General features: G+C 63.2%; 16 protein-coding genes. 6 read left to right on the top strand and 10 right to left on the bottom strand.

Features of this window, described 5'->3' with window-relative positions; genetic code table 11:
* Positions 1-15: 15 nt before the first annotated feature.
* Both FJ970_RS22105 and FJ970_RS22100 read right to left on the bottom strand, forming a co-directional pair.
* On the bottom strand, positions 16-852 hold the full coding sequence (locus FJ970_RS22105; protein ID WP_140755331.1) for a GNAT family N-acetyltransferase: 837 nt from the start codon (positions 850-852) through the stop codon (positions 16-18).
* A gap of 128 nt (positions 853-980) precedes the next feature.
* Positions 981-2,210 (bottom strand): GNAT family N-acetyltransferase, encoded by a 1,230-nt coding sequence (locus FJ970_RS22100; protein WP_140755329.1) that lies wholly within the window; start codon positions 2,208-2,210, stop codon positions 981-983.
* A gap of 89 nt (positions 2,211-2,299) precedes the next feature.
* On the opposite strand from FJ970_RS22100, the gene FJ970_RS22095 reads away from it, so the two are divergent.
* On the top strand, positions 2,300-3,358 hold the full coding sequence (locus FJ970_RS22095) for a polysaccharide deacetylase family protein (protein WP_140755327.1): 1,059 nt from the start codon (positions 2,300-2,302) through the stop codon (positions 3,356-3,358).
* A gap of 135 nt (positions 3,359-3,493) precedes the next feature.
* Complete coding sequence (locus tag FJ970_RS22090) at positions 3,494-3,982, top strand: GNAT family N-acetyltransferase (RefSeq protein ID WP_140755325.1); 489 nt, start codon at positions 3,494-3,496, stop codon at positions 3,980-3,982.
* 112 nt (positions 3,983-4,094) lie between these two features.
* On the opposite strand, the gene FJ970_RS22085 is transcribed toward FJ970_RS22090, so the two are convergent.
* Entirely contained in the window at positions 4,095-4,310 is a 216-nt protein-coding gene (locus FJ970_RS22085; protein WP_027143610.1) for a DUF2842 domain-containing protein, read from the bottom strand.
* A gap of 153 nt (positions 4,311-4,463) precedes the next feature.
* Here FJ970_RS22085 and FJ970_RS22080 point away from each other — a divergent pair, with 153 nt between their 5' ends.
* Positions 4,464-5,555: a COX15/CtaA family protein gene (locus FJ970_RS22080; RefSeq protein ID WP_140755323.1), complete on the top strand. Its 1,092-nt coding sequence runs from the start codon at positions 4,464-4,466 to the stop codon at positions 5,553-5,555.
* 10 nt (positions 5,556-5,565) lie between these two features.
* Here the strand turns inward: FJ970_RS22080 and FJ970_RS22075 are convergent, their stop codons facing one another.
* The 4 genes from FJ970_RS22075 to speB form a co-directional block, all read right to left on the bottom strand.
* Positions 5,566-5,889, bottom strand: coding sequence for a hypothetical protein (locus FJ970_RS22075; RefSeq protein WP_140755322.1), 324 nt, complete (start codon positions 5,887-5,889; stop codon positions 5,566-5,568).
* 82 nt (positions 5,890-5,971) lie between these two features.
* Positions 5,972-6,814 (bottom strand): aminoglycoside phosphotransferase family protein, encoded by an 843-nt coding sequence (locus FJ970_RS22070; RefSeq protein ID WP_210243025.1) that lies wholly within the window; start codon positions 6,812-6,814, stop codon positions 5,972-5,974.
* Positions 6,811-7,737 (bottom strand): N-acetyl-gamma-glutamyl-phosphate reductase, encoded by a 927-nt coding sequence (gene argC, locus FJ970_RS22065; protein WP_140755318.1) that lies wholly within the window; start codon positions 7,735-7,737, stop codon positions 6,811-6,813. The genes FJ970_RS22070 and argC overlap by 4 nt, the downstream gene beginning before the upstream one ends.
* 30 nt (positions 7,738-7,767) lie before the next feature.
* Entirely contained in the window at positions 7,768-8,775 is a 1,008-nt protein-coding gene (gene speB / locus FJ970_RS22060) for an agmatinase (protein WP_140755316.1), read from the bottom strand.
* 123 nt (positions 8,776-8,898) lie between these two features.
* Here speB and FJ970_RS22055 point away from each other — a divergent pair, with 123 nt between their 5' ends.
* Positions 8,899-10,107 carry an acyltransferase family protein gene (locus tag FJ970_RS22055; RefSeq protein WP_140755314.1) on the top strand — a complete coding sequence of 403 codons (1,209 nt, stop codon included), beginning with the start codon at positions 8,899-8,901 and terminating at the stop codon, positions 10,105-10,107.
* Between the two features lie 175 nt (positions 10,108-10,282).
* On the top strand, positions 10,283-11,341 hold the full coding sequence (locus tag FJ970_RS22050; protein WP_140755312.1) for a glycerophosphodiester phosphodiesterase family protein: 1,059 nt from the start codon (positions 10,283-10,285) through the stop codon (positions 11,339-11,341).
* Positions 11,342-11,487: 146 nt separating this feature from the next.
* On the opposite strand, the gene rpsI is transcribed toward FJ970_RS22050, so the two are convergent.
* The 3 genes from rpsI to FJ970_RS22035 all read right to left on the bottom strand — a co-directional run bounded on the left by rpsI (position 11,488) and on the right by FJ970_RS22035 (position 13,115).
* A complete protein-coding gene (rpsI, locus tag FJ970_RS22045; RefSeq protein ID WP_010915637.1) occupies positions 11,488-11,970 on the bottom strand; it encodes a 30S ribosomal protein S9 in 483 nt (160 codons plus the stop codon).
* Between the two features lies 1 nt (position 11,971).
* Complete coding sequence (rplM, locus tag FJ970_RS22040; protein WP_010915638.1) at positions 11,972-12,436, bottom strand: 50S ribosomal protein L13; 465 nt, start codon at positions 12,434-12,436, stop codon at positions 11,972-11,974.
* A 214-nt stretch (positions 12,437-12,650) separates the two neighbouring features.
* Positions 12,651-13,115, bottom strand: coding sequence for a PaaI family thioesterase (locus tag FJ970_RS22035; RefSeq protein WP_140755310.1), 465 nt, complete (start codon positions 13,113-13,115; stop codon positions 12,651-12,653).
* Positions 13,116-13,262: 147 nt separating this feature from the next.
* On the opposite strand from FJ970_RS22035, the gene FJ970_RS22030 reads away from it, so the two are divergent.
* Positions 13,263-14,087 carry an enoyl-CoA hydratase gene (locus FJ970_RS22030; RefSeq protein WP_140755308.1) on the top strand — a complete coding sequence of 275 codons (825 nt, stop codon included), beginning with the start codon at positions 13,263-13,265 and terminating at the stop codon, positions 14,085-14,087.
* Positions 14,088-14,093: the final 6 nt, after the last annotated feature.

Here is a 14,093-nt window from a genome sequence, read left to right as displayed (position 1 = left end):
GAAGGCACGTCAGGCCTATCCCAGTTCCAGGGTCGTCACGCCGAATATTCTGTTGGCGTCGAGCCTCGGCGGCGGGCCTTTGTACATGCGCGTGGTGGTGAAGGTCGATGAGAAGCCTGCCGCCACGAGCGCCGCGATGAAATCCACCTTGCTGGCCGGAACGTCGATGTGAAGGTCGCCACCTTCGCAGGCGCTCGCCAGGTCGTCGAGCAAATCCAGTGCGGTCCGTGTATCGTCGGCGAAGAGCGGGCCGATCTTGAAGCCGCTGCGGCAGGATCGCGCTACCGCGTAACCGGCCGTCCCCCGCGGCGTGATTGCTGCCAGCGCGCGATGCGGCGGCTGCAGCCATCGCTGCAGGAAGGAATGGCGGGACGCGGGAAAGCAGAGTGCGTCATACCTGATGATGTCTGGCACCAATTGCGCGGTCACCGTGCGAGGCCGTTCGGCGCCGATGGTCAAGGTTGCAGGGCGCCCGCTGTAACGAATGGTCTCGTAGAGCGGCCTGAACCCTTTGCTCTCGTAATTGGCCTGTTGCTCTTCGACGCCATCGAGGCCGATGGTGCGCCCGGCCAGCCTTGTCATGCCCGCGGTCCATACCGCCTTGCCATAGCCCTTGCCGCGCATGTCCGGCCGGCAGATGTAGAGGCCTATGAAACCAAAATCGTGCCCATAGGCCACCGCTGATATCCCGGCAACCATTTCGCTGCCGGCAAAGGCACCGATGAAACCCCTGGGATCCGCTGCCTGAAACATCGCCGCATCTTCAAGGCCGGGGTTCCAACCCTCCGCGGCCGCCCAGTCGACGAGATCGGCCAATTCTCCCAGCGACAGCGTGCGGATGATCGGTTTCATGGTGCTCATTTCGCAGCGATAGTGTTCGGTCGATGGATTTCAGCACGGGATGGCAAGTCTTGACCAGCGGCCCATATAGACGCCGCGCTTCGCATCGAGGCCAGCAGACCACCGCGGGTCGCGCAGGCCTAGCTGTCGTCCTCGCCGGCCGCCGGCTGTGCCTGTCCGGCTGCCTTGCGGCGCAGCATCTTGGCGAGCTTCCAGATCGTCGGGCTGTTCTTGACCAAGGCCTTCAGCCGCGCGCCCAGGCGAAGTGCCTGTGCCAGCCCACGGCCCTTGAGCGTCAGCGGGACCAGGACCTCGAAATGCTGCGTTTCGATATCGCACCATAGCCGCTTGTAGGGTTCGTCTCCGACGGAGAAATCATAAACCGCGAACCCACTCTGCCAGGCATTCTGGATGTTGTCGAAGAACAGGAAGTCGCCCGGGCTGGTGTTGGAGAGATCGTCCTCGGCGATCGCTCCGAACTCGCAGATCAGGCGGCTGCCCGAGCGGCTCGATCCGGTGACGGCGCGCAGCTTGCCGGCGACCTCCAGCCCGTGCAGCACGAAGTAAGGCTTGTCCTCGGCGACTGCTTGCGTGAACAGCCCTCGGAAGAAGGCGCGTGTCCGGCCGTCACCGAAGACGTTGGCAATGCCCATCTTGCGGAAGCGCTGTTCCTTCATCTCGAAGAACGCATCGAGCAGCCTCTCCACCTCGTCGGCGCTGCGTGCCTCGATGCGCCGGTGGCTGCCGACGGCCTCGAACTTGCGCGTCTGCGAACGATGCTTCTTGCGTTTGCGCTTGCCGCCGGCACGCAGCAGCAGCGCATCGAACCCGCCGCTGAGGTCGACGGCCAGCGAAAGATTGGGACTGGCGAAATGATCGAGCGATGCCAGCGGATTGGCGATGCCGTCGAGATCGGGCAGCAACCTTTCCAGCGCGATGAGATCGATATCGGGCCGGGATCTGGCGATCGCCGCCAGCATCGACCGGATGGCTGTGAGGTCGCCGCTGGCGAGCCACTGCGGTTCGGCGGCGCAGAAATTGCCATTGGCGTGGCGGCCGCCCATGAACTGGGCGAACCGGAACGGGCCGCGCTTGACCACCTCCAACGCCAGTGCGAAGGCCGGTTTGCCCTCCAGTTCAAGCGTGGCAATGAGCAGATCGGGCTTGACCTCGGTGGCCCAGTTCAAGATCCATGCCGCACTTTGCGGCGGCGCACAGAGCGCCGAACGACAGAACGCCGCATATGCCGCGAGCCCCTCGGCGGCGGCAACGGAAACCGACAGCCCCACGGCATTCCCAGGCAGTGCGCGTGGCGAGGCCTGGGCCGCCGCGAGCCGCTTGCCATCAAATGACGCGGTTGCGTCAACCATACCTCAATCCTTAGGGCGTACTGATCCCGATTTGGGGGGCGCTCGGGCGTATTCCGTGCTTGGATAGCCTAGGCGCAAAAGGTGAATGAATGATCGACGGTGGGGAGGCAATCCGGAAATTGGCGCTCAACGTCGCCCGCTATACCGGCCTAGCACCGCTGGCCAGGCCGTTTGTCGGCGGCATCGGCGCCATCCTGATGCTGCACCGCGTGACGGCGACACCTGAAAAGCCCGACAGCGTCAACCGGCACCTCAACATCGCGCCCAGTTTCCTCGATGCCGTGATCGCCGACATGAGAGCGAACGGCTATGCCTTCGTCTCGATGGACGAAGCCGTGGAGCGCATCAAGGCAGGTGGCAAGGGCGGCCGGTTCGCCACCATCACCGCCGACGATGCCTATCGCGATAACATGACGGAGGCCCTGCCGGTGCTGGAGAAGCATGACGCGCCGCTCACCATCTATGTCGCTCCCGGGCTGATCGATGGCACCGCCCACCTTTGGTGGGATGTGGTCGAGGACATCGTCAATGCCTGCGATCAGCTGGCCCTGGCGACATCGAACGGCCCGACTGTGATCGATTGCGCGACCCCCGCAAGGAAACATCAGGCCATCGCCCGCCTGCATGCCTACTTCACCACCGAGGTCCGCGAGGAAGACCTGCGGACCGTGCTGCGCGACCTGGCCGCTTCGAATGGCGTCGACGCGGACGCCCCGCGCCTGCGCACGCTGATGAACTGGGATGAGATCCGCACCGTCGCCGCGCACCCGCTGGTGACGATCGGCGCCCATACGATCAACCACAGCAATCTGAAACGGCTTTCCGAGGCCGACGCGCGGCGCGAGATCGGCGCCGTCAACGACATGCTACGGACCGAGCTAGGCGAGGAGCCGCGCCATTTCGCCTATCCCTATGGTTACGCCAGCGCCGTTGGCTGCCGCGAAGTGGGCTTTGCGCGCGACGCCGGCTATGCCTCCGCAGTGACCACCCGCCACGGCGTGCTGCGCGCCGAACATGCCGGCTTCCTGCACGCCTTGCCGCGCATTTCGGTCAATGGCCGCTACCAGAGCCTCGCCCATATCCGCACCATGCTGTCGGGCGTGACGACGCCGCTCGCCAATGCCGGCAAGATGCTCGTCACGATCTAAAAGCAGTTCCAGGAAAATGCGCTGCGGTTTTCCTTCTGGAATTGCGGTGATCTATCAACTGATTGTCGCAAGATGACCGCTCCGGATGGGAGCCGGCCATTCGACAAATGGGCGCGAGCATCTTAGTTTTTTGCAATGACAGCCGATCTTCCCGAGCTCAGAAGCGCTCGTCTCATTCTTCGTAGGCCAATACCCAAAGATGTGGAGACGCGGCTAGCGCTTGGACGGCATCGCGAGATTGTTGAAGGCTATGGGGGGACATTCGACCCAAACGCAACCTTAAGCCAGGGCGACGCCGAAGCCGCCACTCGCTTCATTGAGCAACAGAATTGTGCCTGGGTGATCGATGCGGGTTGCTTTATCGGTCATGTCCGCCTCCAAAACATAGACCGGCAAGACAAAAGGGCAACCTTGGCCATCGGCATCGACGACTTGGCATATCTCGGCAAGGGATATGGCGCCGAGGCCATCAAGCTCGTCCTCGGCTATGCCTTCGATCGTGGTCTGCACCGCGTGTCTCTGCGGGTGTTGTCGAGCAATTCCCGTGCTATCGCCTGCTATCGCAAGTGTGGATTTGTGGAGGAGGGGCGCGAACGCGAAGCCGCACTCGTCAATGGGGCCTAGCAGGACGACATCGTTATGGGGGTATTGGACAGAGAATTCGACCCGTCCTGAAGGACTATGCGAGAGCGCACTCGACTGCGTCTGAGTAATTGAGTTTTGATCCCAAGGCGTTTCAGCGCTTGGCCCGTGGCTCCAGCATCAGCCACTTGATGATGCCCATCGCCGGCAGCACCCAGAGCAGACCGCTAAGCAGGAAGAACAGGAATTGCACCAGCGCGCCCGATTCCGACAACCGGGCGACCGCGAAGATCGAGGCGACCAGCGCGTAGATGATGACCAGCGCCAACAGCAGGAACATTCCGATCAGCTTTTTCAGGCGAATGGGCATGGTACGGTCTCGTTGATGGCTACCGCTTAGGCCGAACGCGGGACGCGCGCAACCCACGACATCGGGCGCGACGGCGTGCCGCGCTGCCCGGTCTTGCCAGCAGGAGTGCGATGGTTCACCAATCCGCGACATTCAACCCGTCGGGATATATTCATGGCCGCCATCACTGCCGCCGCGCCCTATCAGGCCCGCGACCGCGATCTGCACAACCGGGCTCTCGTGCGCGGCTGGCTGTACGCCGTGCTCGTGGTGCTGTTCGCGCTGGTGCTGGTTGGTGGCGCCACGCGGTTGACCGAATCCGGCCTGTCGATCACCGAATGGCAGCCGATCCATGGCGTCATCCCGCCGCTCAACGACGCCGAGTGGCAGGAGGAATTCCAGCGCTATCAGCAGATCCCGCAATACACCGAACTCAATAAGGGCATGAGCATCGAAGCGTTCAAGTCGATCTTCTGGTGGGAATGGGCGCATCGCCTGCTGGCGCGCAGCGTCGGCCTGGTCTTTGCCTTGCCGCTGCTGGTCTTCTGGGCGACGCGCCGCATCGAGCGCGGCCTTGGGCCGAAACTGGTCGGCATTCTGCTTCTCGGCGGCCTCCAGGGCGCCATCGGCTGGTGGATGGTGGCCTCCGGCCTGGTCGACCGCGTGTCGGTGAGCCAGTACAGGCTCGCCACGCACCTGACGCTGGCGGCACTGATCTTCACCGCAACCATGGTCGTCGCGCGGGGTCTCGCTCCTCACTCCGAGCCTGCGGCCGATCGCTCGACGCAGAGATTGGCCGGCTTCATCGTGCTTCTGGCGCTGATCCAGATCTATCTCGGCGGTCTGGTCGCCGGTCTCGACGCCGGCATGAGCTACAACACCTGGCCGCTGATGGACGGCAGGATCATCCCCGGCGATCTGCTCATCCTCGAGCCGGCATGGCGCAACTTCTTCGAGAACCCGAAGACGGTGCAGTTCGTCCATCGGCTCGGCGCCTACACGGTCTTCGCCGTCGCGCTCTGGCACATGATCGCCACGCGTCGGCGGCTGCCCGGCTCGACGCATGCGCGACGCGCGACCCTGTTGTTCGTTCTGGTGCTGGTGCAAGCTTCGATCGGCATCGGTACGCTGCTGATGCAGGTGCCCCTGCATATGGCGCTGACACATCAGGCTTTTGCGCTTGTCGTGCTGGGCTTTGCCGCCGCGCATTGGCGCGGCACCAAGGGCGCCTATCCCTTGCCCAACGAGGTTGCCGTCGGACGCTGAGTGCGGCCGATCACATCCAGAATTCGTTCGACTGCGTCGTCTTCTCGCCATCGAATTCAGCCTGACGCAATGCGGCGGCGGATGGCGTCGACTGGCTCTGAGCGGCCTTGGCAGCTTTGTCGGCGTCCAAGGCTCTCAGTGCGTCGAGCTTGGCCTGGGCGGTGGCGATATCCTGCTGCACCTGGGCGGCTTGAACCTGATCCTTGATCGCCTTGGCCTGGTCTTCCAGGTCCTGGATCTGCTTTTCGAGCGCTGCCTCCTGGGCTGCATTGCTCGAGGAACCGGACGAGGAATATTGGGTTGCCTGGGAGGAACCCGAGATCGCGCCGACCATGACAAATCCTTGAGGAGGGAGCCAGGACACGGTCTGTAGCCGATCATGGTGAACAAGCCGTTACTTCAGCTCTTCCCCGGGATCACAAACGCGCCCGCACTTCCCAGATCGCCGCGGCAATCGACAGCTCGCGGTTCTCCTCGACCGCATTGTCGTCCTCATGGTGCCAGGCCGCGGACAGGCAACCATAGGCGATGGCATGGTCCAGTATCGCTGCCGGTGATTGTCCCAGCGCCCGGGCAAAGACCTCGGCCATATGCGCGATCCGCTCCGGGGCGAGGCAAAGTGCGTCGCGATCGAGCGGGTTGTAGAACATGTTGGCGGCGTCGAAGCCGGGATCACCGAGCACGCCTTTCGGATCGATCACCAGCCAGCCGCGCGCTCCCCGCAGGATGTTTTCGTGATGCAGGTCGCCATGCAGCGGCCTGATGTCATGCGGATTGGCCAGCAATCGATCCGCGATGGCGCCGGCCTCGACATAGAGGCTGTCATCGCCGATGCCGCGATCGGTTGCGGCCTTCTTGAAAAGGCTGGCGAACCGCTCCCTGAGCGGCTGAAGCTCGGGCGGGTAGGGGTGCTCGGATGGCGAAAACAATTTCGCCATCACATCCGCCGCGATGGCGGTCGCTGCATCGTCGCCTTGCTCGTCGAGAACCTGCGACAGAAGTGTGTTCCCGCCATATTCGAGTAGCATGGAATGCCCGTCGAGGCCGAGAAGCCGCACCGCGCCTTCGCCGCGTCGCCAGGCAAGGAAATGCTCGCCGCGCAACTCGTCGGCAACGTCGTCGAACGGCTTCAGCGCCTTCACGATCGCCGGTGAGCCGTCCTCGAGCCGCACCTTCCAGATGCGGCTCGAAAAGGTCTCGGCAATGAGTTCGGGTTCGCTGACCCTCCAGCGCGCTGGGAAGGCTGGCGCGTCCATCACAGACCGAGCATCAGGTCCATGTTCTGGACGGCTGCACCCGAGGCGCCCTTGCCGAGATTGTCGTAGACCGCCAGCAGCAGCGCCTGGGCTCTGCTGTCGTTGGCGAAGACATAGACCTTCATGCGGTTGGTGCCGTTGTAGATCTCCGGATCGATGTCCGGCACCCGCTCCAGATGCGCGTAAGGCGCCACCTCGACCACACCGCCCTCGATCGCGGCGAAATGGTCCGCAATGGCGGCGTGAAGTTCGGCACCCGTCGGGACGCGGTCGAGGCCACCGAGTTGCAACGGCACAACCGTGATCATGCCTTGCGCGAAATTGCCCACCGCCGGCTGCATGATCGGATCATGCGACAACTTCGCGTACGCCTTCAATTCCGGCACGTGCTTGTGCTGCAGGGTCAGGCCATAAGGCAGGAACTCCGAGGCGTCCTCGCCCTTGGCGACGTAGTCTTCGATCATCGGGCGCCCGCCGCCCGAATACCCCGTAATGCCGTTGACCGCGATCGGGAAATTGGCCGGCAGCAGACCTGCGGTGACCAGTGGCCTGAGCGTCGCGATCGGCCCCTGCGGCCAGCAGCCGGGATTGGCGACGCGCCTGGCCGTGGCGATCTTCTTGGCCTGCTCCTTGTCCAGCTCGGCGAAGCCATATTCCCAGCCTTCGGCCACGCGATGCGCGGTCGACGCATCGATGACCTTGGTGGTGTCGTTGGTGATCAGCGAGACGCTTTCCTTGGCTGCATCGTCGGGCAAGCACAGGATCGCGATGTCGGCGGCGTTGAGGAATTCGGCGCGCGCGGCCGTTTCCTTGCGGCGCTCGACCGGAATGGAAATGATCTCCAGATCGCCGCGCTCGGCAAGCAGCGCCCGGATCTGGAGACCGGTGGTGCCGTGTTCGCCGTCGATGAAGATTTTCGGTTTCATTGCCTGATCAAATTCCCTGATATCTCAAAACTATATGCCGTTGCCCTGATTGACTGCGGCGCCATTGTGGTTGCCGTTGTTCAGTTCCTCGAGCCGCGCCTTTCGTTCCGCCAGCAGGCCGAGATACTGCATGGCCACCATCGAACCGGCGATCGCCGTTATATCGGCGTGATCATAGGCCGGCGCAACCTCCACGACATCGGCGCCGACAATATCGACCTGATTGAGCTGACGCAGCGTCGACAGGATCTTCGCCGAGGATGGGCCGCCCGAAACCGGCGTGCCGGTTCCCGGGGCATAGGCCGGATCGAGGCAGTCGATGTCGAAGGTCAGATAGGTCTTCTTGCCCCCGGTGCGGTCGACGATGGCATAGGCGATATCGGAGGCGCGCATTTCCTCGATTTCATAACCATGCAGGATCTTGATGCCGAACGTGTCGGGCGCATGGGTGCGGATGCCGATCTGGATCGAGCGATCTGGATCGATGATGCCTTCCTTGACCGCGCGGCCGACGAAGGAACCATGGTCGATGCGCTTGCCGTCGTCGGGCCATGTGTCCTGGTGGGCGTCGAACTGCACCAAGGCGAGCGGCCCGTGGATGGCGGCATGCGCCTTGAGCAGCGGCCAGGTGACGAAATGGTCGCCGCCGAGCGTCAGCAGGAAGGCGCCCGATTTCAGGATCTTGGTCGCTTCGCGCTCGATCGTGCCGGGCGTCTTCTGATGGTTGCCCGAGTCGAGCAGGCAGTCGCCGTAATCGACCACGGCGAGGTGCTCGAACAGATCGCGCGAGAACGGGTATTGCGGGTCGTTATCGAGGATCGCGGAGGCGCGGCGGATCGCCTGCGGCCCAAACCGGGCGCCCGGCCGGTTGGTGACGGCGGCGTCGAAGGGAATGCCCCACACCACCGCATCCGCGCCCTTCACGTCCTTGGTGTATTTGCGCCGCATGAAAGACAGCGCGCCGGAATAGGTCGGCTCAAGGGCGCCACCCGTTTTGGAGCGGGCGGTGAAGGCATGGTCGATGTTCTTGGTCGCCATTACTGGTCCTCGTTTTCATCGGGGTGCAACAACTACAGAACCGGCATGGAAGATGCCAGTCACGGCCTGGGGAGACGAAACGGCGCCGCCCGGGTGCCGCGGCAAGACAGGATTTGTATCATCATGACGCAGACCGCGTTTCTTAATCGGTCGGATGCCGTGGTGTCGACCCACGCCGGCACGATCGCCGGCGATCGCTTCCAGGTTCTCGATTCGTGGCGCGGCATCTGCGCGTTGCTGGTGGCGCTGTTTCATTTTCCGACCGCCTCGGCGATCTCGCAGAGCAGCTTTATCGGTTCGGCCTATCTTTTCGTCGACTTCTTCTTCGTCCTTTCCGGCTTCGTCATCGCCTCCAGCTATGCCAATCGGCTGGGCCGACCGGAAGAGGTCGCCCGCTTTGCGCTGGTCCGTTTCGGCCGCATCTACCCGCTGCATCTGGTCATGCTTGGTGCCTTTGCCGCCTTCGAGCTGTTGCGGTTGGTGCTGCCGCAATTGCATGGCACGGGGGCTGCTCCCTTCACCGGCGGCTTCGACGTCGAGAGCTTGGCTGCCAATCTCCTTTTGCTGCAAGGTGTCGGCTTCGAGGATCGGTTGACGTGGAACGCGCCAAGCTGGAGCATTTCGGCCGAGTTTTTTGCCTATCTCCTGTTTGCCGGCGTGGTCTTCATCGCCGGCGCGCGCGCCTGGATATGGTTTGTCGCCGCCGCCGTCACCGCGCCGCTGTTCCTGCTCGGCTTCTCCATGCGTCATATGGATGTGTCCTACGATTTCGGCTTCATCCGCTGCCTCCACGGCTTCTCGCTCGGCGCCCTGTTGGCCTGGTTTCAGCAAGATTCCATTGCAGGGGCGCGACAGGTTCTGCTCGCAAACGGCCCGCGGATGAGCTGGACTCTTGCCGAAATCGTCATGGTGGCCGTCATCGGTCTTTTTGTCTCGCTGGCGGGCGACAACGACGCCGGCATTGCCGCGCCCCTGGTGTTCGCCCTGGCGCTGTTCCTCTTCGCCCATGAAGGCGGCTGGATCAGCGCGTTGCTCAGGACACCGTTCATGCTGACGCTCGGCGCGCTGTCCTATTCGATCTACATGGTCCACATCTTCGTCCAGGCGCGCCTGATCAATGTCGCCGGGCTCGTCGAGCGCAAACTCGGCCTCGGCTTGATTGGCGACATCGTACTGCGTGGCGATCCCGCCACCGGCTTTGGCGCCGGCTGGACGGGGACTGTGGCGATCGTCGTCATGCTCGCCGCCACCATCGCCGTGTCTTGGGCCACATGGCGCCTGGTCGAAATGCCGGCAATGGCGTGGTTCCGCCGACTGTCGAAGCGCATCTGACCGATATCTCCGGCCAACCGCTAATGCATATCGCCCAAAGGTGATCTCGGTTTGGAGTGCGCCCCCAGGGGGTGCCTGAATCCGTTTCGATGCGACGCGCTTTAGCCGGCTTCGTTCACCTGGATGTCACTGATGTCGCCTATCCCCGGCTCGATCCGGCAAGGAGCGATTCTCGATGCGGACGATCTGGCTGAGCCTTCTGCTTTCCACCGCGCTGGCGGCCGCCTCCGGCCAGGCCTTGGCCGGCGAAACCCGCGCCAGCCAGATCCTCGACCGTTTCGAACATGCCAACCAGTGGCGCGACCATGTCATGGTGGCCGCCCATCGCGCCGGCAGCATGCAGGCCGGCAAGACCCTCTATGCGGAAAATTCACTGGCCGCCGTGGAAGGCTCGATCGCGATCGGCGCCGAAATCGTCGAGGTCGACATCCGGCGCTCGAAGGACGGCGCGTACATCGTCATGCACGACAGTTGGCTCGACCGCACGACCACCTGCAAGGGCGAGGTCGTCAGTTACACGCTGGCCGAGCTGAAGAGATGCCGGCTGGTGATCGAGGGCACCCATGCCGTCACCAACGAGCCTGTCTCGACGTTGCGCGAGATGCTGATGACGACAAGGGACAGAATCCTCATCAATCTCGACAACAAGCTCGAAGTCGGCGACCTCCCGGGCATGATCGCGGTGGCGCGCGACCTCGGTATGGCCGAGCAAGTCATCGTCAAGGAAAACCTGTGGAACCAGAACAGGATCACCACGGTGAAAGCCGCCATGGCAGCGGCAGGCGGTGGCTTCCAGTTCATGCCGATCATCGCCGATGACGCGGTGCATGATGCCGGCTTCGCCTCGATGGTCGACCACGCCTTCGCGCCGCGCGCGATCGAGCTGATCAACTGGCGGGCTGGCGCCGAGACGCTCACCGAAACCGGCGGGCCGCTGTTCAGCGCCCGCATGCGCGCCGAGGCGGTGAAGGGCGACTGGCATATCTGGGCCGACACCTATGCCATCGTCAACAAGCCGGGCGGCTTCCTCGCCGGCGGGCGTGGCGACGAACTGGCGGTCCAGGCCAGCCTGCCGCGCGAAGCCTGGGGCTTCTGGGCCGATCGCGGCGCCACCATCATCCAGACCGACGAACCTAAGGCGGCGATCCACTGGCTGGCGGCAAACGGCTATCGCGTGCCTTATGCCGACGACAATCGGCCTTTCAAACCGGCGCATACGGCCAGCATCAATTAGGAGTGGCGGCAGAGGCTGCCGCTCTCCTCTCTCGTGAGAGTTGCCTGTAGGGCGCTGTCCCACAACCTGTCGATCACTCAGATCTGTAGCCCCAAAAGAAAAGGCCGCCCGGAGGCGGCCTTTTCGATATCGACAGTTCGAAACGCTCAGCGCTTCGAGAACTGGAAGGAACGACGGGCCTTGGCCTTGCCGTACTTCTTGCGCTCGACGACGCGGCTGTCACGGGTCAGGAAGCCACCCTTCTTGAGCACGGCGCGCAGCGCCGGCTCGTAGTAGGTCAGCGCCTTGGAGATGCCGTGACGCACGGCACCGGCCTGGCCGGAGAGGCCGCCGCCGACGACCGTGGCGACGATGTCGTACTGGCCCGAACGGTTGGAGGCGATAATCGGCTGGTTGAGGATCATCTGCAGGACCGGACGCGCGAAATAGGTCGCGAATTCCTTGTCGTTGACGACGATCTTGCCGGAACCCGGCTTCACCCAGACGCGCGCGATGGCGTTCTTGCGCTTGCCGGTGGCATAGGCGCGGCCCGACTTGTCGAGCTTCTGGACGTGGACGGGGGCCGCGGCCTGCGTGTTGGTGTTGCCGGTGGCGGCGCCCAGTTCTGCGAGCGAGGAAAGCTCAGCCATCTTATGCGACCTTCTTGTTCTTGGAATTCAGCTTGGCCACGTCGAGGACTTCTGGCTGCTGGGCGACATGCGGATGCTCTGCGCCTGCATAGACGCGCAGGTTCTTCATCTGGCGACGGCCGAGCGGACCACGCGGAACCATGCGCTCAACGGCCTTCTCGACGACACGCTCGGGGAAACGGCCCTCGAGCAGCTGGCGCGCGGTGCGCTCCTTGATGCCGCCGGGGTGGCCGGTGTGCCAGTAATAGACCTTGTCGGTGAACTTCTTGCCGGTGAACACCACCTTGTCGGCATTGATGACGATGACATTGTCGCCGTCGTCGACATGCGGGGTGAAGGTCGGCTTGTGCTTGCCGCGAAGATGATTGGCGATGACAGTGGCAAGACGGCCGACGACGAGACCCTCGGCGTCGATCAGGATCCACTTCTTCACCACATCCGCAGGCTTCTGCGAAAAGGTTGTCATGTTTTCTGCTCTCGGTTTTGACCTTCACGGGGAAGGCGTTTCTTGTTGCTTGAATTGGCTAAAGACACTTGTCCCCTGCCAATAATAAAACGGCGGCCTTTGCGGGCCGCTGCTTCGTGGGGGCTTATAGGCGAGCGGAGTGACCGCGTCAAGGCTGCGGGGAAGTCCTGCCGCGTAGAAAATGCTGTAGAAACAATATGTTGGTCTAAAGGTATTATTTTACCACACCGACAGAGCGCTGCGGCGGGATCGAATAGGTGCCCGTGGCATGCGCGATCGTGTGTCCATCCCGGCTGGCGACGATGTCGATGTCGAACACCATCAGGCTCTTTCCGAGCTTCAGGATGCGGCAATACCCGTCGATTGGCCCGGTTTCGGCCTTGCGCACGAAGTTGATGTTGAGGTTGGTGGTGACCGAGAGCGCATCCGGCCCGGCATGGCTGAGCACGCAGACATAGCCGCCGATGTCGGCCAGCGTGAACAGGGCAGGGCCCGACACTGTGCCGCCGGGACGCAAATGCCGCTCGTCGGCATTGAGCCGCACGATGCAGCCCCCAGGAAACACGTCGATCGCCTCATAGGCGGCCGAGTTCTCATTGAGTTGCGGAAAGACGGTCTCCATCAACACGTTGATCTGCGCTGCGGTCAGCACCGGCTTGAGGTTGGTCTGGGCGGGCATGTCGGTCTCTCGTTCTGCGCCAAGCCTGTATGGGCGCAGCTGGGTGTTTCTGGCAACATATACATCGCCCTGGCGCAAGCGATGGGTGTTGGACGAAACCCGATCCGATATTAGATACTCTGCCAGCGGAAACTCGGAGACCTAGCCATGGCCGAAATCCTTGCCATCAAGCCTGCTGCCGCCGACGAGGGTCCGGTTGCGACAAGGCTGGATAAGGGAGTGCTGCGCCTGACGCTCGCCAATCCGCCCGCCAACGCCCTGTCGCTGGCAGTGATGGCGGCGCTGACGGCGGAACTCGACCGCGCCAAGGCCGACAAAGCCGTTCGCGTCATCGTGCTGTCAGCGGCCGGCAAGGTGTTTTGCGCCGGCCACGACCTCAAGGAAATGACCGCGCGGCGCGCCGACGCCGATCGCGGCAAGGCCTTCTTCGAAGAGACGTTTGCCGCTTGCGCCACGCTGATGCAGACGATCGTGCGCCATCCCCTGCCTGTCATCGCCGAGGTGGACGGCCTGGCGACTGCCGCCGGCCTGCAACTGGTCGCCAGTTGCGACCTTGCGATCGCCTCGCATGAGGCGACCTTCTGTACGCCGGGCGTCAACATCGGCCTGTTCTGTTCGACGCCGATGGTGGCGCTGTCGCGCAACGTCTCGCGCAAGCAGGCAATGGAGATGCTCTTGACCGGCGAGACGATCGACGCGGCAACGGCGAAGGAATTCGGCCTCGTCAACCGCGTCGTGCCGCGCGAGTACCTGAATCAGATTGTCACCAAATACGCGCAAACCATTGCTTCCAAATCCTCCTTGGTGGTGAAGACCGGCAAGGAGGCCTTTTACGCGCAGGCCGAGATGGGTTTGGCGGATGCCTATGCCTATGCCGGCCGCGTCATGGTCGAGAACATGCTGGCGCGAGACGCGGAAGAGGGCATTGGCGCCTTCATCAGCAAGCGCAAGCCGGAATGGACGGACGAATAGGACGAG

Source organism: Mesorhizobium sp. B2-1-8 (assembly GCF_006442545.2).
Taxonomy (GTDB): Bacteria; Pseudomonadota; Alphaproteobacteria; order Rhizobiales; family Rhizobiaceae; genus Mesorhizobium.
This window is presented reverse-complemented; position numbering and strand designations above follow the sequence as displayed.